This window comes from Rhizobium sp. AN73, from assembly GCF_030757975.1.
Taxonomy (GTDB): domain Bacteria; phylum Pseudomonadota; class Alphaproteobacteria; order Rhizobiales; family Rhizobiaceae; genus Agrobacterium; species Agrobacterium arsenijevicii.
Genome location: NZ_JARWME010000001.1, coordinates 686212 through 706980 on the forward strand (window position 1 = coordinate 686212; position 20769 = coordinate 706980).

Below are 20769 nucleotides of genomic sequence, written 5' to 3' on the forward strand. Positions count from 1 at the left end.
CGGCTCGGCCGCAGCCCGCTTGGCGAACACCGTTCAGGACAATTTCATGCCGACATCAGAATTGACAAGGGAACGTGACCTCAGGGAATCGAAACCCCTTTGGGCCGACACGACGCGCATTGGCATCCGCACCCGAAATACCCCAAGTTCCGACCATTACGATACGATTGTCGTCGGTGCCGGCATCAGCGGCGCGCTGGTGGCCCACGCGTTGCAGAGACCGGGGCAATCCATGCTGATCATCGACCGGCGTGACCCGGTGATGGGCAGCAGCGTCGCCAGCACCGCGATGATACAGCATGAGATTGACACGCCGCTTACGAAACTCAGAAAGATGATCGGCAAGGATGCTGCCGACAGGGCATGGCAACGTTCCGCACGCGCCGTGCTACGACTGGAAGAAATCGTCTCCGCACTCGGCATTTCCTGCGGCATGGCGCGTAAACAGGCGCTTTATCTTGCCGGAGATGAAATGGGTTCGCGCGCATTGAAGGCCGAAGCGGCAGCGCGCGAAGAGGCTGGCATCAAAGCCCGTTTCCTCACCGCCGCGAAACTTGGAAACGACTATGCCATAGAACGGACAGGGGCCATCCTCAGCGATATTTCGGCCTCCGCCAATCCCGCGCAACTGACGGCAGGCCTGTTGCGCCACACGGCGGGCGCAGGCGCAGAGATCATCTCGCGACTTGAAATCACCGATCTCAGAAATCTCGGTGACAAGGTGGTCGTCGCCACCGCGCAGGGCAAAATCCTTTCCGCGCGCAATGTCATTTTCTGCACCGGATACGAATTCCTGAAATCGCTTGAAAGCCCGAAACACCAGATCATCTCCACCTGGGCGCTGGCAAGTGCGAAGGGCATGGATCTACCGGACTGGCTGCAAAGCCACATCGTCTGGGAGGCTTCCGATCCCTATCTCTACCTGCGCACCGACCGCGACGGACGCCTGATTGCCGGCGGCGAGGATGAGGAGAATCCCACCTCCTACCTGTCGGAAGGAAAGCTTGTCTCAAAGGCGCAGACCATCCGCCGCAAGATCGAAAAGCTTCTTGGCGTCGACATCGGTGAACCGGAATATCGCTGGGCGGCGGCCTTTGGCACGACCACCACCGGCCTGCCGCTGATCGGTGCCGTTCCCGGCATGAAAAACGTCTATGCCGTCATGGGCTTTGGTGGCAACGGCATCACCTTCAGCCAGATCGCTGCCGAGATCGTCGCCGCCGCCGTCAATGGCGGCAAGGACCCCGATGCCGATCTCTTCCGTTTCGGCTGACGCCGGTCCACCCGTATGTGGGCGGAGCTGCCGCGGCAATATAAACGTTGCGCGCAACGGAGCCGGAACCATAGGGACGGCGAAGGGTTTGTCTCCCGTGCGCATGGGCGCACATCACGCATTTCCACACATGGGAGAAGGAACAATGGCCGAGAAGAAACTCGACGACCTGTTTTACGACACGCTGAAGGATATCTATTACGCCGAAAGGCAAATCCTGAAAGCCCTGCCGAAAATGGCGCGGGCGGCGACCGATCCGAAGCTGAAACAGGCCTTTGAAAAGCATAAGGAAGAAACACAGGGTCACATCGAACGACTTCAGGAAGTGTTCGAGATCATCGGCAAGCGGGCGCATGGCAAGACCTGCGAAGCGATCCAGGGCATCATCGCCGAAGGCGAGGAGATCATGGACGATTTCAAGGGTACGGCGGCTCTCGATGCCGGTCTCATCTCGTCGGCCCAGGCGGTCGAACATTACGAGATCGCCCGTTACGGCACCCTGAAGGCCTGGGCGGAAAAGCTCGGACACGGCAATGTCGTTTCGCTGCTGGACGCCACGCTTAAGGAAGAAGCCAAGACCGACGACGCATTGACGTCACTCGCCAAGACCTCGATCAATGCGGCTGCCCAGAAAAAGGCGGCATGATCCCGTCTTTAGCCGCACAAGCAAAAACCCGGAATGGTCGCCCATTCCGGGTTTTCATTTGCCTGAAGCCGCCGCAATCTACGGCAGGGTATAGGCAATCACATAATCGCCCGGCTTGGTTCCGACGGAACCGTGGCCACCCGCAACCATCACCACATATTGCTTGCCGCCATCCAGTGCATAGGTCATGGGCGTTGCCTGACCGCCAGCCGGCAGGCGCGCTTCCCAGAGCTGCTTGCCGGTGGTGAGGTCATAGGCGCGCAGATAGTTGTCGACAGCAGCACCGAGGAAGGCCACACCGCCCTTGGTGATCATTGGCCCGCCAATACCCGGCACGCCCACCTTGAAGGGCAATGGCAGCGGCGTCATGTCATAAACCGTGCCGTTCTTGTGCTTGTAGGCGATATCGCCGGTGCGCAGGTCGGCACCCGCGACATAACCCCATGGCGGCGCCTGGCAGGGGATTTTCAGCGGACCGAGGAACGGCCCCATGAAGACACCATAAGGCGCACCGTCATTGCGGTTCAATCCCTGCTCGCTACCCTTTTCGTCCTGACCTTTCGGCGGAATATCGGCGCGCGGCACGAGCTGCGAGGTGAAGGCAAGGTATGTCGGCATGCCGAACATGACCTGACGTTCGGGATCGACCGCGACGCTGCCCCAGTTGAACGTGCCGAAATTGCCCGGATAGATGATCGAGCCGGTCAGCGAAGGCGGCGTGTAGCGGCCCTTGTAGTTCAACTGATGGAAGCGGATGCGGCAGGCAAGCTGATCGAACATGGAGACGCCCCACATGTCCTTTTCCTTCAGCGGTTCTGGCTTGAACGACAACGCCGTCGTTGGCTGCGTGGGCGAGCTGAAGTCCTCAGGGATCGCGCCACCCGGCGCCGGTTCTTCCGTGATCGGCAGAAGCGGCTCGCCGGTGCGCCGGTCGAGAACGTAGATATCGCCCTGCTTGGTGGGACCGACGAGCGCCGGAACGGTCTGGCCGTCCTTGGTGATGTCGAGCAGCACCGGCTGGGCCGGTACATCCATATCCCACAGGTCGTGGTGAACCGTCTGCCGCACCCAGCGATCCTTGCCGGTATTGATATCGAGCGCCACGATTGAGGAGGAATATTTCTCCACGCTCTCGCTGCGACCCATTCCGAGCTGATCCGGCACCTGATTGCCGAGCGGCACGTAAACGAGGCCGAGGCCCTCGTCATAGCTCAACACGGACCAGCTGTTCGGCGAGTTGGTGGTGTAGGTTTCGCCTGCCGCAATCGGTTCGGTTTTTTCCGGATTGCCGGAGTCCCAGTTCCAGACAAGAGCGCCGGTGTTGACATCGAAAGCGCGGATAACGCCGGACTGTTCCTGTGTGGAATAGTTGTCGTTCACCGCGCCGCCAATGATGATCTTGCCCGCCGCGATGACAGGGGGCGAGGTCGAATAATAATAACCGGCGGGATTGTATTTCATGCCCTGTTCGAGATGCAGCACACCCTGATCGGCAAAGGAGGTGCAGACCTGACCGGTCGCCGCATCAAGAGCGATCAGCCGCGCATCCGAGGTCGGCAGGTAAACGCGCTCGGCGCATGCCGTTCCCTGCGCAGCGTTAGGTTCGGCATAATAGGAAACGCCGCGGCACGTCTGATGCTGACGGTCGGGGTTGAGGCCGACATTCGGGTCGTATTTCCACTTTTCCTTGCCGGTGGCGGCATCGATGGCAATCGCCCAATTGTGCGGCGTGCAGATATAAAGCGTATTGCCAACCTTGAGCGGCGTCACCTGATAGGTGGTTTCACCAATGTCATCCGGCAGCTTCACATCACCGGTCTGGTAACGCCAGACTTCCTTCAGCTGCGAAACATTGCCGACATTGACCTGCGTCAGCGGCGAATAACGCTGGCCATAGGGTGTGCGGCCATATTGATGCCAGTCACCGTCAGGCACATTGCCACCATAGACTGGCGCGGACGCCACCTTCTCCTCGGATAAGGAACCTGCTTTGTCATGCGGATCCTGCGCCATGGAATACCCCGCCACCACGATGGAGGCGAGAACCGACAGCGCCAGCGGCCAGGCATTCGGGCCGTAGTTCAGCCCGGTCGGGCTTGAAAAACCGAGTGGCCTTCTGACCCACGGCATCAGCAGCCACAGGCCGATGAGAATGACGATGCCACCACGCGGACCAAGTTGCCACCAGTCGAAGCCCACCTCCCAGACAGCCCAGGCGAGCGTTGCGACGATGAAGACGGCATAGACGTGGAGAGCCGCGCGGTTGCGCTTGAACAGCAGAATGGCCGTCAACAGGAAGGCCAGACCGGAAAGGACGTAGTAGAAGCTCCCGCCCAGCATGACGAGCTGAGAGCCGAAACCGAACAGCGCAAGGCCGATCAGCGAGAGAACGATCGCAGTAACGGTGACTGCCATGAATGAAACCCCCGATTCCTGTCACTTTGCGTGAAATGAAATTGGGGGCAATCTGGTTCCATACAAACTCATCATTTGCCGTGAAAAATTTCACGGCATGGTGGTCATGGGTTTTGCGGCGTTGGCGTTGTCTCCGTCTGCGCGCTTTGCAGGTTCCCATCGGGTTCGAAAACCGAATATTCGACGACCGTCCAAACCACCAGCGCCAGCAGCAGACTGACAATCAAAATGACAAGAACGGGCCGTCCTTTTACCCCTTGTCGCGCCCGCATTGCCGTCTCGTTTTTCGGATCGTGCCGACCGCCAAGATAGCTGGCATTTTCTCTGGCCATGTCTTTCACTCCCTGTAACCCTGTCGATTCAATCCACAGGGCCGCAGTTTGTTCCAGACGCCGGAATCCGCTTCAGCCGTACTCGATGACCGGAAGACGGGATGTATCCGAACCGGCACCGTCCCCCTCATCGACTGCGCTGAAACTCTGCCCTAGCCCCAGCCAGGAAACCGGCCGCCGGGCATCGGCATCTTCCGTTTCGCATGGGGTGTCCGGCGGGATTTCAGAAATTGCCAGCAACAACGGTGGTCCCGCAGTTTCAAATTCGCAATGGCCACCAGCCCCTGAGAGATATTTTTTCGTGTCGCGGCGACGCACCCGCCATACGGGCAGCATCTCCAGAAAATTGAGGATTCGTAACATCATGATTGTCAGGCAAAATATCGATTAAAAACAACGTTCATACTGTGGCACGCCCGCCGTGCGAGCGCATCCCTGCAACGGCGCAGGCGGAACGAATGGTCGGATTGTGCCAACAATCCGTCACACAGTGTCAGATCGGCTCCGCAACAATCGCGTCAGCGGCCGAGCTGCACGATCCACCGCGTCCATTCCGCACTATCGGGTTTGAGAATATCCGGCGTGATCTCGCGGTTTTCCGATGCGAAATGCCGCATCTGGCGCGGCGACAGGCCAAAGGTCTTCTTGAAAACGCGGCTGAAATTTTCCGGATTGGTGAAGCCATAGGACGCAGCCACCTCGGCAACCGTCATATGGGCCGACTGCGGCGCTCGCAGGAAATCCATCGCCCGCTCAAGGCGCCGATGGGTAATGCAGGCCGAAAACCCACCCAGCGGTTCGAAAAGCCGGTAGACGGTGCGTCGCGATACGCCGAATTCGCCCATGACCTTGTCCACCGACAGGGCAGGATCGAGAAGGTGATTGTCGATGTAACGCCGGATGGATGCCCGAAGCGCACGCTGAACGCCCTGCGCATTGTCTTCCCGGACATGATTATTGATGGCTGCGGCGGCCAGTTCCAAAAGCGGCGAGACCGTGGCCGCACCGTCATTGGCATTCATGACGTCGAAATGGCGGTAAACGCTCGTCATCGTTTCCCGCAGCAGCGATACCAGGGGCAGACCGGCCGGCAGCACGCGCTCATGATTGTTGCCGGAACCGACAAGCCTGCCCTCCAGCAGCCGGCGCGGCACGACAAGGCTCAGATGATCGTGATCCGTGGTTGCGGTGGCCAGCGGCTGCGCCATGTCGATGATGTAGAGGTCTCCGGGACCGGCGGTCTCGCCCGAGCCGCGCCGCGACATGCTTTGTCCGCTGGCGTAAAATTGCAGGAGAAACCCGTCCATACCGTCCCGGGCAAGCTTATGGCGCGAGCGGTCGAAATCCTGCGCCGAGGACTGGGTGCGACCCAGCGCGACGTTGCCGATGAAGGCGGCATCAACACTGGCAAAGAAACCGTCATCCTGCGATCTGCGCAGGCGGGCATCAAAAAGCACGTTGATCGAATCCCGCCACAGCGCCATGGCGTCACGCTTCGGCACCTGACGCGTATCGAAACGCGAGCGCGCTAACGGAGCTTCAAAAAACCCTGTGTTCATTCTACCGCTTGTTCCGTGAACACGGCGCTGACCCCCGCCGTCCACGAAAACTATACAGTATTGAAATCGCCTAACAATACCGGAAGCAGGCGAGATGGTTCGCTAAAGACGAGTGCTCCGGAATTATTTCGCGGTCCAGCCGCCATCAATGGAAATGGTCGTGCCGGTGATGGAACGGGCCATATCGCCGGAGAGATAAAGCGCCATTTCCGCCACTTCCTCCGGTTGCACGAAACGCCGCGTCGGCTGCGGCGCAAGCATCACCTTCTTCACCACGTCCTCCTCGCTCATACCGTGCACCCGCGCCTGATCGGCGACCTGCGTGGCAACGAGCGGCGTCCAGACGTAACCGGGGCAGATGGCGTTGCAGGTAATGCCGAGTTCGGCCACCTCCAGCGCCACGCTTTTTGTCAGGCCCACCACCGCATGTTTGGTCGCCACGTAAGGCGCCTTGAAGGGTGAGGCACGCAACCCATGCGCGGAAGCGATATTGACGATGCGACCCCAACCCCTTTCCTTCATACCGGGCAGCGCCGCGTGGATCGTGTGAAAAGCGCTGTCGAGCGAGATGGCGACGATGCGGGAGAAATCGGCGAAATCAAACTCGTCGATCGGCGCGACCTTCTGGATGCCGGCATTGTTGACGAGCACGTCGATGTGACCGAACTCGGCGATAACGGTGTCCGGCAGATGCGCGCTTTCCTCATATTTCGCGAGATTGGCGGAAAAATAGACCGGCCTGTGCTGCGCCACCTGCGCAACCATCTCCAGGGCCTGCGTCGCTTCCTCCGGCGTCTCTATGCCATGGACGGCGACCAGAAATCCCGCCTCGGCAAAGCGCTTGGCGATGGCCAGCCCAATGCCGCTGGTGGAACCCGTGACCAGAACGGTTTTCGGTTGATCCTCCATCGGCCTAGTCCTTCAGCTGCGGCAGGTTGCGGAAAAGATCGAGCGCTTCGGGATTGGCGAGCGCATCGACGTTTTTTACCGGCCGGCCATGGATGGTGTCACGAACAGCAATTTCGGAAATCTTGCCCGAGCGGGTGCGGGGAATGGCAGTGACGGCGATGATCCTTGCCGGAACGTGCCGTGGCGTGGCGCCTGAGCGGATGCGAGTGCGAATGGTCTTTTCCAGCGCCTCCGTCAACTCAGCCCCGTCCTTCAGGCGCACGAAGAGGATAACTCGCTGGTCGCCGTCAAAATCCTGCCCGACGGCAATCGCCTCCTCGACCTCCGGCACGGTTTCCACCTGGCGATATATTTCCGCCGTACCGATGCGAACCCCGCCAGGATTGAGTGTAGTGTCCGACCTGCCATGGATGACATATCCACCGGATGGACGCATTTCGGCGAAATCGCCATGCGCCCAGATGCCGGGGAACCGATCGAAATAGGCGGCCTGATACCGCGAACCGTCCTCATCGCCCCAGAATTTGACCGGCATGGACAGATGGGCATTGCGGCAGACAAGCTCGCCGGCAACGCCGCGCACGGAACGCTCTTCGTCATCCAGCGTATCGATATCCATGCCCAGCATCGCGCCCTGCAACTCGCCGCGATGAACCGGCTGCAGCGGATTGCCCCCGAGGAAACAGGCGCAGATGTCAGTACCGCCGGAAATGGAGGCGAGATGCACGTCAGCCTTCCAGTCGCGATAGATATAATCGAAGGATTGCGGGATGAGCGGCGAGCCGGTGGAAAGGATTGTCCTAAGCGAAGAAAGATCGTGGCTTTCGCGCGGCTTTAGCCCGGCCTTAAGGCAGGCGTCGATGAATTTGGCCGAGGTTCCGAAGGTCGCGATCCGTTCGGCGTCGATGAGATCGATCAGCCGCGCGGGCGTTGGGTAACCGGGATTGCCGTCATAGGTCACAAGCGTTGCGCCAAGCGCCAGACCGGAGACCTGCCAGTTCCACATCATCCAACCGCAGGTGGTGAAGTAGAAGAAGCGCTCCCCCTGCTGAATATCACATTGCAGCTTCTGCTCCTTCATGTGCTGAAGAAGCAGGCCTCCACCGGAATGGGTGATGCATTTCGGCTTGCCGGTGGTGCCGGAGGAATAAAGGATCGCCAGCGGCGCCTTGACCGGCAGCCGCTTGAACGCGATTTCACCCGGCTCAAACGGTGTCACGAAATCATGCAACGTCACGCAGCCGAGATCGGAAAGGCTGGCGGGAACGGCATCGCCGATCAGCACGATCTTTTGAGGCGCAGCGCTTTCCGCCACCGCACGAATGGTCGGGCCGACATCGATGCGCTTGCCGGCATAACCATATTCCGGCACGGCGATGAGGATTTTTGGATCGATCTGCGAAAGGCGGTCGGAGGCCCCTGCCGGGCCGAAATCCGGCGAGCAGGACGACCAGATGGCCCCGATGGCGCTGACCGCCAGATAGCTGACGATCGCCTCGATATCATGGGTGACGATGGCCCCGACGCGGTCGCCTTCCTTGACGCCCGCATGGACGAGCGCCTGCACCAGACGGGAGACACGTTCATAAAGCTGCCTGCGGCTTATCTCGCGCCTTGCCCCATCGTCGCGATGTGCAATGATGGCCAGCCGCTCATCGGCATCGCGCAGCAGGTTTTCGGCATAGTTGAGCCTCGCGCCCGGATAAAATTCGGCCTCACGGATCGTCGCGCCTGACTTGAACGCCTTCTCTCCGCGCGTGCCTATGATCCCGAGTTCATCCCACAAGGCGTCGTAAAAGGCATTCGGCGCTTCGATGGACCAGCGCAGCAGACCGGAATAATCATCAGCAGCTAACCCGTGCAGCGGCGACGTCCTTGCAGCAAAGGCGAAAAGCGAGGAGCGCTCCAGCCTTTCCCTTGGCGGCACCCACAAAATATCCGACGGCGTGGCGTCCATCATGCCTCGCCCCCGCGCAGCATCTCGACGATGGCGGAGAAATCACGCCCGCCACCGCCCTCACCGACAAAATTTTCATAGAGGGCCGATGCCGCAGCACCGAGCGGAGTGGAGGCCCCGGTTCCGTTAGCGGCCTCCTGCGAAAGCTTCAGGTCCTTCAGCATCAGTGCCGCGGCGAAACCCGGTTGGTAATCTTTGTTCGCGGGCGATGTCGGCACCGGCCCCGGCACCGGGCAATAGGTGGTGAGCGACCAGCATTGGCCGGAGGAGGTGGAAGCGACATCGAACAACGCCTGATGCGAAAGGCCGAGCCTTTCACCCAGCACAAAGGCCTCGGAAACCGCGATCATGGAAATGCCGAGGATCATATTGTTGCAGATCTTAGCCGCCTGCCCGTTGCCGCCCTTGCCGCAATGCACGATCTTCTTGCCCATCGCCTCCAGCACCGGTTTTGCCGCCGAAAAGGCTTGCGCCTCACCGCCGCACATAAAGGTCAATGTGCCGGCGGCGGCCCCGCCCGTACCGCCGGAGACCGGGGCATCGACCGAGGGGCAACCGGCGGATGCGGCCAGTTCGTGCGCCTTCAGGGCGCTTTCCATATCCACCGTCGAGCAATCGACAAGCAGCGTGCCGGCTGAGACCTTTCGGGCGAGATCACCATAAACAGCAACGACATGTTCGCCCTTGGGCAACATGGTGATGATCACCTCCGCCGCGTCCGTGGCTTCGTCCGCATTCGCCGCGACGGGAATGCCTGCCTCCCTCGCCGCGACGCGGCAGGCTTCGGAAAGATCGAAACCCCTGACAGTAAAACCCGCTTTGACGAGATTGGCTGCCATCGGCAGGCCCATATGCCCAAGTCCGATAAAAGCGACGGTCTTCATGGGAGCGCTCCTCTCAACGATTATCCGCAAGGATCATGTCGGCAGCCTTTTCGGCAATCATGATCGTTGGTGAATTGGTATTTCCGGACGTGATCCTCGGCATGATGGATGCGTCCGCAACGCGCAGCCCCGCAAGCTTGCGGAATTTCAGGCGCGTATCGACAACGCTTTCCATATCCGATCCCATACGAAGCGTGCCGACGGGGTGGAATATGGTCGTGCCTATATCGCCCGCAGCGCGGGCCAGATCACTGTCGTTTTCAAAAGACGGGCCAGGCCGGTATTCCTGCGGCTTGAACCGGGCAAAGGCGGGCTGGGCGACGATGCGGCGTGTCAGCCGCATGGAATCAATGGCAACCTGGCGGTCGCCTTCCGTCGAAAGATAGTTCGGGCGGATTTCCGGCTGCATGGCGAAATCCGGTCCTTTCACATGCACTGAGCCTCGGCTTTCCGGCCGCAGATTGCAGACACTTGCCGTGATGGCCGGAAAAGTGTGAACCGGATCGCCAAACTTGTCGAGCGAAACCGGCTGGACATGATATTCCAGATCGGCGGTTTCCTTTTCGGGCGAGGAGCGGGTGAAAACCCCCAGCTGACTCGGCGCCATCGACATCGGCCCGGAGCGGGTCAGGGCATATTCGAGACCGATCCTTGCCTTGCCGAACAGGGTGGAGGCCCTTTCGTTCAGCGTCAGAACGCCGGAAACCTTGTAGACCATGCGCAATTGCAGATGGTCCTGCAGGTTCTCGCCCACGCCCTGAACTTCCGTCACGGTATCGATGCCAGCGGCCTGCAGCATATCGCCACGGCCGACGCCGGAAAGCTCTAGAACATGCGGCGAACCGACCGCGCCGGCGGAAAGCACCGTCTCGCGCCGCGCACGCGCCTTCTTCAAAACACCGTCATGGTGGAACTCGACGCCGGTGACCCGGCCTTCTTCGATGACGAGGCGCTTGACATGCGCCTTGGTCAAAACCGTCAGGTTCTTGCGGGCAAGCACCGGCTTCAGAAAGGCCTTGGCCGTATTCCAACGCCAGCCGGACCGCTGGTTCACATCGAAATAACCGGCCCCCTCATTGTCGCCGCGGTTGAAATCCTCGGTCGCGGGAATGCCCGCCTCCCCCGCCGCTTTTTGAAAGGCATCCAGCACATCCCAGCGCACGCGCGCCTTCTCCACCCGCCATTCGCCGCCAGCGGAATGTGCATCGCTCTTGCCACGATAAAAATCTTCCGATTTCAGGAAATAGGGCAGGATGTCGTTCCACCCCCAGCCTTCGCAGCCAAGCTGCCGCCAGACGTCATAGTCGCGCGCCTGGCCACGCATATAGATCATGCCATTGATGGAGGAGCAGCCGCCCAGAACCTTGCCGCGCGGATAGATCAGCGACCGGCCGTTAAGCCCCGGCTCTTCTGCCGTCTTGAAACACCAATCGGTGCGCGGATTGTTGATGCAATAGAGATAACCGACCGGAATATGGATCCAGTGATAGTTATCGTTGCCGCCCGCTTCCAGCAGCAGGACGCGGTTGTTCGGGTCTTTCGAAAGGCGGTTGGCGAGAACGCATCCGGCACTCCCCGCTCCGATGACGATATAGTCATATTCGCCCATGCTCTTCTCCATGCGGCGCCCTTGCCGCGCCGTCCGGGGCGCAGAGGATGCCTTTTGCTTGTTTTAAAAAGACTTTTAGCTGCGGTGCTGGAACCCTAGTTTTCGTCCCAGCCGCGAAGCGTAAAATTCACCGATCAAACCACGCCGGAACACCAGAACGCAGGCCATGAAAACGAGGCCGGTAATGATGGTGACGGGAAAATCCGATGTCGCGAGATAGTTCTGCAGCGCGACGACGAGACCCGCACCGAAGATCGGGCCGATCATGGTGCCGATGCCGCCAAGCAGGGTCATTAGGATAACTTCCCCCGACATCTGCCAGGCCACGTCGGTCAGGGTTGCGAACTGGAAGACCAGCGCCTTCAGGCCGCCCGCAAGACCGGCAAGCGCCGCCGACATGACGAAGGCCCCGAGCTTGTAGCGCTGTACGCTGTAGCCGAGTGAAATGGCGCGCTGCTCATTCTCGCGGATGGATTTCAGGATCATGCCGAAGGGCGAGTTGACGAAACGCCAGATGACGAGAAGTGCCAGCACGAAAAAGGCCAGCACCGTGTAGTAGATGTTCAGCGGCGCATTGAGATCGAGAAGGCCGAAGAGGTGGCCGCGCGGCACGCCCTGCAAGCCGTCCTCACCATGGGTAAACGGCGCCTGAAGGCAGAAGAAATAGAACATCTGCGATAGTGCCAGCGTGATCATGGCGAAATAGATGCCCTGACGGCGAATGGCGAAGAAACCGATGACGAGGCCGAGAAGGGCCGCACCCGCCATGCCGATCACAAGACCGATCTCGGGGGTGACGCCCCATTCCTTCACCGAATAGGCGGTGAAATAGGCCGCTCCGCCGAAAAACGCCGCATGGCCGAAGGAGAGCAGCCCGGTGTAGCCGATCAGCAGATTGAAGGCGCAGGCAAACAGCGCGAAGCAAAGCAACTTCATCAGAAAAATTGGATAAACGAACATCGGCGCGGCGATCAAAACGGCCAGTCCCGCCAGTATCAGCACGGTCTTGATGGTTCCGGCGGTCGTTGAAACCTGCGTCTGCGGCATCGCACCGGCAGTGGGGCTATGGGTGGCTTTGGACATATCAGGCGTCCTTTCCGAAAAGTCCGGCGGGGCGGATGAGCAGCACAAAGGCCATGATGACGAAAATGACGATGTTGGACGCTTCCGGATAAAACACCTTGGTCAGGCCCTCAGCGATACCCAGCATATAACCGGTGACGATGGCGCCCATGATCGAACCCATGCCGCCGACCACGACAACGGCGAAGACGACGATGATGAGGTTGGTGCCCATCAGCGGCGAGACCTGATAGATCGGCGCGGCCAGAACACCGGTGAAACCGGCAAGGCCTGCACCCAATGCGTAGGTCAGCGTCAGAAGCACCGGCACGTTGATGCCGAAAGCCTGCACCAGCGTCGGATTTTCCGTCGCGGCGCGCAGATAGGAGCCGAGCCTCGTCTTTTCGATCAGCGCCCAGGTGGCGATGCAGGCGACAAGCGAGATGACGACGACAAAAGCGCGATAGTTCGGCAGGAACATGAAACCGAGATTGGTGCCGCCGGCAAGCTCGCGCGGAACCGAATAGGGCTGACCGGCAGCGCCATAAAGCCAGCGGAACGTGCCTTCCACCACCAGCGCCAGACCGAAGGTGAAGAGCAGCCCGTAGAGCGGATCGAGATCATAAAGCCGCGACAGCATGAGACGTTCGACGATGGCGCCGAAAAGTGCAACGACAAGCGGCGTCACCACCAGCGCCCACCAGAAATTGATGCCGAAATATTGCAGGCCGAGAAAGGCGACGAAAGCGCCGAGCATATATTGCGCGCCATGGGCAAAATTGATGACGCGCAGCAGGCCGAAAATGACGGCAAGGCCGAGCGACAACAGCGCATAAAACGACCCGTTGATAAGGCCTATCAGCAATTGCCCGAGCAGGGCCTGAATTGGAACGCCGAAGAGCATCGTCATCGTTAAACCCCCAGCACTTTATTGAGTTCGCCCATGCGGCCGGAAAGCTCGCCCACCGGAAAATTGCTGACCATCTGGCCATGATCCATCAGGTAGAAACGGTCCGCGATGCGGCTGGCGAAACGGAAATTCTGCTCGACCAGAACAATCGTCATACCGCGGCTTTTCAGTGTTTTCAGTACTTCGCCGATGCGCTGCACGATAACAGGCGCAAGCCCTTCGGTCGGCTCGTCGAGCAGCAGAACCTTGACCCCGGTGCGTAAGATTCTGCGCCATGGCGAGCATCTGCTGTTCGCCACCGGAAAGCTTGGTGCCGGGGCTGGTGCGACGTTCGTAAAGATTGGGAAACAACTCGTAGATTTCATCGAGCGTCATGCCACCGGATGCGACGACGGGCGGCAGCTTCAGGTTCTCCTCGACGCTCAGCGTCGCGAAGATGCCGCGTTCTTCCGGCACGAAGCCGAGGCCGCATTTCGCCGTGCGATGCAGCGGCACCGGCATCAGATCCTTGCCCCCGAGCTTGATTACGCCCTTGCGGTTGCGGATGATGCCCATGATGGTGCGCAGCGTCGTGGTCTTGCCCACACCGTTGCGCCCGAGAATGGTGATGGTTTCACCTTCGCCGACGGTCAGATCGACACCGTGCAGCGCCTGGCTTTCACCGTACCAGGATTTCAGGTTGGAGACCTCAAGCATTGCCGCCATATCAAGCCTCCTCCGTGCCCATGTAAGCCGTGCGCACGCGCGGATCGGCGGAAACGGCGGCATAATCGCCCTCCGCCAGAATTTCGCCCCGCTGCAGAACCGTGACGTGATGGCAGATATCCGCCACGACTTTCAGATTGTGTTCCACCATCAGCACCGCGCGGGTTTTGGCCACTTCACGGATGAGATCGGCGACATGCGCAACATCCTCGCCACCCATGCCGGCCATCGGCTCGTCAAGCAACAGAACCTTCGGATCGAGCGCAAGCGTGGTGGCGATTTCCAGCACGCGTTTGCGTCCATAGGAAAGATCGGCCGCAAGTGCATGTTTTTCCCGTGTCAGGCCAACCATTGCGATCAGCTCCTCGGCGCGTGCATTGAGCCCGTCGAGCGACGACAGCGGCAACCAGAATTGCGTTGCAAGGTTGTTCGGCCGCTGCAACGCCACCCGCACGTTTTCCAGAACCGTCAGATGCGGAAACACCGCCGATATCTGGAACGACCGTACGAGGCCAAGCCGCGCCACCTTGTCGGGTGACGTTCTTGTTATATCCGTTCCCATGAAGGTGATCGCCCCGCCCGTCGGCTGGAGAAACTTGGTCAACAGATTGAAGACCGTGGTTTTGCCGGCGCCGTTCGGACCGATAAGCGCATGCACGCGGGCATGGTGGACGTCGAGATCGACGTTCTTCACGGCCGCGAATGCGCCGAAGGTCTTGGAGAGACCGCGCGCCGAAAGCACGACGCGGGGTTCCGCCTGCCCGGCAAGGGCGGGAGCGATCGTCATGAAGTTTTCCCCTTTTACTGCGTTACCAGCGGGCAACCGCTTTTTGCGGGGTCCATGAAGGCTTCCTTGCCGGGGATCGTGGCAAGCACCTTGTAATAGTCCCACGGCTGCTTGCTTTCGTCCGGCTTCTTCACTTCCATGAGATACATGTCGTGGATCATGCGGCCGTTGGCGGCCACATGGCCATCCTTCGAGAACACGTCGTTAACAGGCATTTCCTTCATGGCCTTGGCGACAGCATCGGCATCATCGGTGCCGGCCTTATCGATGGCCTTCAGATAATGCAGAACAGCGGAATAGGTGCCGGCATGCACCATGTTCGGCATGGCACCTGTGCGTTCCTTGAAACGTTCGCCGAATTTGCGCGATTCATCGTCGCGGTCCCAATAGAACCCTTCCGTCAGCGTCAGGCCCTGGGCCGCCTCAAGACCGAGGCCGTGCACTTCGGCAAGCGTAAAGAGAAGGGCCGCAAGCCGCTGCCCGCCCGCGACGATACCGAATTCGGCGGCCTGCTTGATGGCGTTTGACGTGTCGAGACCGGCATTGGCAAGGCCGATGACCTTCGCGCCTGATGACTGCGCCTGCAACAGGAAGGAGGAATAATCCGTCGTTGCCAGCGGATGGCGCACGGAACCCAGCACCTTGCCGCCATTAGCTTTGACGAAGTTGGCCGTGTTTTCTTCCAGCGAATAACCGAAGGCATAATCGGCAGTGAGGAAGAACCAGCTGTCGCCGCCCTGCTTCACCAGTGCGCCACCCGTGCCGACCGCCAGCGAATAGGTATCGTAGGCCCAGTGGAAACCATAGGGGCTGCATTGTTTGCCGGTCAGCTCGGTGGTTGCCGCGCCTGTGTTGATGGTGATCTTTTTCTTGTCCTTGGAGAGCGCCTGTACGGCCAGGCCCACCGACGACGAGGTCAGTTCCATGATCGAATCGACCTGTTCGGTGTCGTACCATTGCCGGGCGATGTTGGAGGCGACGTCCGCCTTGTTCTGGTGGTCGGCGGTCACTACTTCCACCGGCGCACCCAGCACCTTGCCGCCGAAATCCTCAACCGCCATCTTTGCGGCCTCATAAGAGTATTTGCCGCCGAAGTTGGCGTAGACGCCAGACTGGTCGTTCAGAATGCCGATCTTGACCTTGCCGTCAGAAATATCGGCAGCATAAGCGGCAGTGCCGGCGGCCAGTGCCATGGCCGTGGATAAAATGATACTCTTGCGCATGACTTCTCCTCCCAGAGATGATTGCGAGCCTCAGATAGGTCTGTGCAACGGTGAACGAAGCCGCGTGGCGACTGTCTCCCGGATGTTGCATCAAAACGGTCGCGCTACCCTCCTCAAAGCAACGCCTCCTTGTTTAGACTTCTCGAATTCGGCCGTTGACACAAGAGCAGGGCATCATCAAATTGCGAACAGGAACTGTTCATTTTTGAACAGAACTCGCGATGGGAGACAAAATTGGCCACCCCTTTTACCTGGGACGACCTGCAATATTTTCTGGCGGTGGCCCGCACCGGGCAACTCTCATCGGCGGCCCGAAGCCTGCGCACCAGCCACGCCACCGTCTCCCGCCACATCGACCGGCTGGAATTCTCGCTTAAAACCAAGCTGTTCGAGCGAAACCCGCGCGGTTACGAACTGACGACCGTCGGTCGGCGGCTCGTCGATACCGTCGAGCGTATCGAGGCGGAAGCGGAAAGGCTGCAGTCGGATATTTCCGAAAGTGGCAGCCTGCTGCGCGGCGTGGTGCGGCTCAGCGCACCGGAGGGTTTTTCCAATTTTTTCTTCGTGGAGAGGCTAAAGGACTTCGCCATCACACATCCTCACATCATGGTGGAGATGGTGACCATCCAGCAGATCATGGCTCTATCGAGGAAAGAAGCGGATGTGGCGGTCACGCTCGACCCGCCGAAAGCCGGTCCCTACATCAACGAACAGATCATCGATTACACGCTGCATATCTATGCCTCGCGCTCCTATCTCGCCAGCCACCCGAAAATCACCCGGCGCGAGGATTTGCCCGATCATTTCTTTATCGGTTACGTGCAGGACCTGATCTTCTCGCCCGGCCTCGATTATATGCGCGACGTGTGGCCCGGCCTCCGGCCCAACTTCCAGTCATCCAGCATTTTCGCGCAGCTTACCGCCACCCTCAGCGGCCGTGGGCTCTGCATATTGCCGAATTTCATCGCCGCACGCTTCCCGGACCTGCAGATGGTGCTTGCCGGTGAAGTGGAACTGCGGCGGGGTTACTGGCTGACAAGCCATCAGGACTTTGCCAACGTGCCGCGTGTGCGCTCGCTAATGGATTTCATCCTCACGACGGCGCGCGCCCACGAAAACCTCTTCATCCGCAAGACGATTGCCTGAAACGACCATCGTTCACATTTCGGCGACACCGTGTCTACGGGCGGCGGATTGGAGAATCCGCGCTGTTCCTTATATGACTGACAACAACGATGCCGGTTGAGATAGCCGGCATCCGCCAACATTTGGAAGGTCATCATGAAAAAGATCGGATTTCTATCCTTCGGACACTGGACGCCCTCGCCCCAGTCGCAGACCCGCTCGGCTGCGGACACCCTGTTGCAATCGATAGACCTTGCCGTCGCCGCGGAAGAACTGGGCGCCGACGGCGCCTATTTCCGCGTGCACCATTTCGCCCGCCAGCTGGGATCGCCCTTCCCGCTGCTCGCCGCCGTTGGCGCCAGAACGAAAAACATCGAGATCGGCACCGGCGTCATCGACATGCGTTATGAAAACCCCTTCTACATGACGGAGGACGCGAGTTCCGCCGATCTCATCGCCGGCGGCCGCCTGCAACTGGGCATCAGTCGCGGCTCGCCGGAGCAGGTGATCGACGGTTGGCGTTACTTCGGTTATCGCCCGGCCGAGGGCCAGACCGAAGAGGACATGGCACGCCAGCATACCGAGGTCTTCCTCCAGCTTCTGAAGGGTGAAGGTTTCGCCGAGCCGAACCCGCGACCGATGTTCCCGAACCCGCCCGGCCTTCTGCGGCTGGAGCCGCATTCCGAAGGGCTGCGCGAGCGCATCTGGTGGGGCTCAAGCTCCAATGCGACAGCTGTTTGGGCGGCAAAGCTTGGCATGAACCTGCAAAGTTCCACCCTGAAAACGGATGAGACGGGCCAGCCCTTCCATGTCCAGCAGGCCGAACAGATCCGTGCCTTCCGCGCCGCCTGGAAAGAGGCCGGACATGCCCGCGAACCGCGCGTGTCGGTCAGCCGTAGCATCTTCGCTCTCGTCAACGATCGTGACCGGTCCTATTTCGGTTACGGCAACGAAAGTGACGACAAGGTCGGCTATATCGACGACAAGACCCGCGCGATCTTCGGCCGCAGCTATGCCGCCGAGCCTGAAGCGCTGATCGAACAGCTGAAAGCCGACGAAGCCATCGCCGAGGCCGACACACTGCTTTTGACCGTACCGAACCAGCTGGGCGTCGACTACAACGCCCATGTGATCGAGACGATCCTCAAGCAGGTGGCGCCCGCACTCGGCTGGCGCTAAGCCGTTTAAATTGAAGGCGGCGCATTCTCATGCGCCGCCGCCATTCATTTTACCGATTTGCCATAACGGGCGATGCTTTCGGCCAGAGGCGTGGTGCTGGCGCCCGGATGTTCCGGCCGCTTGTAAACGCCATCGCGAACATGGATCGGTTCTTCGAAATGGTCCTTGATCCACGGAATATATTCGAGAATGGTCGAGGCCGGATGCCAGTAGCTCAGATGCACATGCACCTGGCTCATTTCCCCAGCATGCGGCACGACGGGCAGGCGATGGGCGAGTGCTAAATCGGCGACCTGAATATATTCGGTTATGCCGCCAAGCCGGGTGACATCCGGCTGGACATAGGCAACCGCGCCCGCATCGATGAATGACCGGAACGCATCCACCGTATAAAGCTGCTCACCGAGAGCAATGGGAATGGACGTGTTCCGCGCCAGCCGCGCATGGCTCGTCACATCGTCATACCAGAGCGGCTCCTCGAACCAATAGATATCCAGATCTTTCGCCGCTGCGCAGAAGCGCTGGCATGTGGGCAGGTCCCACTTGCCGTTGCCGTCAATGGCAATCCTGACGGAAGAGCCAACCCGTTTACGCACGGCGGCGAGGCGCGCGATGTCGATATTCGGATCGTCATGCCCTACCTTGAGTTTCAGGCGGGTGAACCCGTCCTCTTCCACCGCCCTGGCGCTGCCCGCCAGCAGATTTTCGAGGTTGAAGGAAAGCCAGCCTATATCGGTATTATAGGCTTCCACCCCTGCGGTGTGTGCGCCGCCGAGATATTGCCAGAGCGGCACACCGGCCTTTTTCGCCTTCAGATCCCAGAGCGCCACATCAACCGCGGCCAGCGCCAGATGCGTGATGCCCGCCCGGCCGACCCATTGCAGCGCAGGATAACGGGCAAGTTTCGTCCAGAGCCGCGAATGGTCAGAGGCATCCTCTCCCACCAGCAGAGGTGCATAACAATCGCTGATACAGGATGTGATCAGCCTGTCGGATGCCAGATGCGCATGGGTGCCGGTGAAACCATAGCCCTCGAGACCGTCACTCGTCGTGATTTTTGCGCCAACGACGCCCCAATGGGTGATGCTGTGGGTGGAATCGGAAATCGAATCCGATGTCAGCGGCAGATGCAGGATGAAAGGTTCGACAGCGGTAATTTTCATGATCGGTCAATTCCTCGACGCTTGAGCGGCCTTTGGGGAGGAATAAACGGAAGCCCCTTGTCGAAGCGCCGCCGAATAACAGGCGGAATCTCACCATCGTCCCGCGATCATTGACCGCAGGAGATGAAAACTAAGGGGTTGCCCGACCACCCTCCTCCAGCAGCCGGCTTCCGATGACAGATAGAGCTAAAGCAAAAACGGGCTTTGTAAAATAAAAAATTTTTTATTTTTAATATTCGAGCATTGCCTGTCTTGCGAAGCTGGGCGATGATGCCGCCATGAACACGCTGGTCAAAGTCACACTCGCCGAACAGGCGCATCAGGAACTACGTGCGCGCATCGTCAGTGGCAGATTACGGGGCGGCGAACGGCTGCTGCCCAATGAGCTTGCCACCGATCTCGGCATCAGCCCCACGCCGGTCAAGGAAGCCTGCCTGAAGCTCGAAGCAGACGGGCTGGTGATCAATTCCTCACGGCGCGGCATGGTGGTGCGCGACTTCACCGTGGAGGATGTCGAGGAACTCTACGCCGCCAGAATGCTGCTGGAAAAAGGCGCTGTGGAAGTGGCGTTCGACGCCGGGCAACTGGACGAGGCCCTGCATGCGCAGCTTTTGGAAAGCCTTGCGAAACACCGCGAATTCGCCAAAAGCGCGTCGCTGGACGATCTCTCCAAGGCGCTTTTCCACGATCGCAGCTTTCACACCGCCCTTGTTTCGGCCGCACGTATTCCGGTCATTTCCGGCACGCATGAGCGCATTCTCGACCAGACCCACACCGTTTTTGTGTCGATCCTCGGCGACTACGCCCGCTCCGTCGAAGAACACCAGAATATTGCCGATGCCATCGCTGCCCGCAGCAAGGCCCAGATCGTCGATGCCCTGTGGCGGCATCTGGAACGCAGCCGGCAGAATACGCTGCGGCAGGTCCGTCTGCTCAGAGAGGCGGGAGCCTGATCTGTTCGGATGTCAGGGAAGAACTGCTTCCCGGCATTCAGGCGCACATTCGACGGCGACCTGAAAAAGAACGGGCCG

General features: G+C 59.8%; 18 protein-coding genes and 1 pseudogene. 5 read left to right on the plus strand and 14 right to left on the minus strand.

Features of this window, described 5'->3' with window-relative positions; all coding sequences use genetic code 11:
* Positions 1–46: 46 nt before the first annotated feature.
* Together RBH10_RS02940 and RBH10_RS02945 are read left to right on the plus strand one after the other, a co-directional pair.
* Positions 47–1273 (plus strand): FAD-binding oxidoreductase, encoded by a 1227-nt coding sequence (locus RBH10_RS02940; RefSeq protein WP_281039104.1) that lies wholly within the window; start codon positions 47–49, stop codon positions 1271–1273.
* Between the two features lie 145 nt (positions 1274–1418).
* The gene (locus RBH10_RS02945) at positions 1419–1919 is read left to right on the plus strand and encodes a ferritin-like domain-containing protein (protein WP_045015744.1); all 501 of its coding nucleotides are present in this window, start codon (positions 1419–1421) and stop codon (positions 1917–1919) included.
* Positions 1920–1997: 78 nt separating this feature from the next.
* Here RBH10_RS02945 and RBH10_RS02950 read toward each other — a convergent pair whose 3' ends face one another.
* The 13 genes and pseudogenes from RBH10_RS02950 to RBH10_RS03010 all read right to left on the minus strand — a co-directional run bounded on the left by RBH10_RS02950 (position 1998) and on the right by RBH10_RS03010 (position 16271).
* The gene (locus tag RBH10_RS02950) at positions 1998–4334 is read right to left on the minus strand and encodes a glucose/quinate/shikimate family membrane-bound PQQ-dependent dehydrogenase (RefSeq protein WP_281039103.1); all 2337 of its coding nucleotides are present in this window, start codon (positions 4332–4334) and stop codon (positions 1998–2000) included.
* Positions 4335–4438: 104 nt separating this feature from the next.
* Positions 4439–4666, minus strand: coding sequence for a hypothetical protein (locus RBH10_RS02955; RefSeq protein ID WP_281039135.1), 228 nt, complete (start codon positions 4664–4666; stop codon positions 4439–4441).
* A gap of 72 nt (positions 4667–4738) precedes the next feature.
* Positions 4739–4906, minus strand: coding sequence for a hypothetical protein (locus RBH10_RS02960; protein ID WP_281039102.1), 168 nt, complete (start codon positions 4904–4906; stop codon positions 4739–4741).
* Between the two features lie 278 nt (positions 4907–5184).
* Positions 5185–6225 (minus strand): helix-turn-helix domain-containing protein, encoded by a 1041-nt coding sequence (locus tag RBH10_RS02965; RefSeq protein WP_281039101.1) that lies wholly within the window; start codon positions 6223–6225, stop codon positions 5185–5187.
* A 123-nt stretch (positions 6226–6348) separates the two neighbouring features.
* Complete coding sequence (locus tag RBH10_RS02970; RefSeq protein ID WP_281039100.1) at positions 6349–7134, minus strand: 3-hydroxybutyrate dehydrogenase; 786 nt, start codon at positions 7132–7134, stop codon at positions 6349–6351.
* A gap of 4 nt (positions 7135–7138) precedes the next feature.
* On the minus strand, positions 7139–9094 hold the full coding sequence (locus RBH10_RS02975; RefSeq protein WP_281039099.1) for an acetoacetate--CoA ligase: 1956 nt from the start codon (positions 9092–9094) through the stop codon (positions 7139–7141).
* On the minus strand, positions 9091–9975 hold the full coding sequence (mmsB, locus tag RBH10_RS02980) for a 3-hydroxyisobutyrate dehydrogenase (RefSeq protein ID WP_281039098.1): 885 nt from the start codon (positions 9973–9975) through the stop codon (positions 9091–9093). The genes RBH10_RS02975 and mmsB overlap by 4 nt, the downstream gene beginning before the upstream one ends.
* Positions 9976–9988: 13 nt before the next feature.
* Entirely contained in the window at positions 9989–11584 is a 1596-nt protein-coding gene (locus RBH10_RS02985; protein WP_281039097.1) for a GMC family oxidoreductase, read from the minus strand.
* Positions 11585–11659: 75 nt separating this feature from the next.
* Entirely contained in the window at positions 11660–12667 is a 1008-nt protein-coding gene (locus RBH10_RS02990; RefSeq protein ID WP_281039096.1) for a branched-chain amino acid ABC transporter permease, read from the minus strand.
* A 1-nt stretch (position 12668) separates the two neighbouring features.
* Positions 12669–13556: a branched-chain amino acid ABC transporter permease gene (locus RBH10_RS02995; protein WP_045015734.1), complete on the minus strand. Its 888-nt coding sequence runs from the start codon at positions 13554–13556 to the stop codon at positions 12669–12671.
* A 2-nt stretch (positions 13557–13558) separates the two neighbouring features.
* A pseudogene (locus tag RBH10_RS03000) lies at positions 13559–14261 on the minus strand (ABC transporter ATP-binding protein).
* Between the two features lies 1 nt (position 14262).
* Positions 14263–15048 carry an ABC transporter ATP-binding protein gene (locus RBH10_RS03005; RefSeq protein ID WP_281039094.1) on the minus strand — a complete coding sequence of 262 codons (786 nt, stop codon included), beginning with the start codon at positions 15046–15048 and terminating at the stop codon, positions 14263–14265.
* Positions 15049–15062: 14 nt separating this feature from the next.
* The gene (locus RBH10_RS03010; RefSeq protein WP_045015731.1) at positions 15063–16271 is read right to left on the minus strand and encodes an ABC transporter substrate-binding protein; all 1209 of its coding nucleotides are present in this window, start codon (positions 16269–16271) and stop codon (positions 15063–15065) included.
* A gap of 234 nt (positions 16272–16505) precedes the next feature.
* On the opposite strand from RBH10_RS03010, the gene RBH10_RS03015 reads away from it, so the two are divergent.
* Together RBH10_RS03015 and RBH10_RS03020 are read left to right on the plus strand one after the other, a co-directional pair.
* A complete protein-coding gene (locus RBH10_RS03015) occupies positions 16506–17417 on the plus strand; it encodes a LysR family transcriptional regulator (protein ID WP_281039093.1) in 912 nt (303 codons plus the stop codon).
* A 135-nt stretch (positions 17418–17552) separates the two neighbouring features.
* Positions 17553–18575, plus strand: coding sequence for an LLM class flavin-dependent oxidoreductase (locus RBH10_RS03020; protein WP_281039092.1), 1023 nt, complete (start codon positions 17553–17555; stop codon positions 18573–18575).
* A 44-nt stretch (positions 18576–18619) separates the two neighbouring features.
* Here RBH10_RS03020 and RBH10_RS03025 read toward each other — a convergent pair whose 3' ends face one another.
* Complete coding sequence (locus RBH10_RS03025; RefSeq protein ID WP_281039091.1) at positions 18620–19738, minus strand: mandelate racemase/muconate lactonizing enzyme family protein; 1119 nt, start codon at positions 19736–19738, stop codon at positions 18620–18622.
* Between the two features lie 278 nt (positions 19739–20016).
* Here RBH10_RS03025 and RBH10_RS03030 point away from each other — a divergent pair, with 278 nt between their 5' ends.
* Positions 20017–20691, plus strand: a complete 675-nt coding sequence (locus RBH10_RS03030) for a GntR family transcriptional regulator (RefSeq protein ID WP_281039090.1) — start codon at positions 20017–20019, stop codon at positions 20689–20691.
* Positions 20692–20769: the final 78 nt, after the last annotated feature.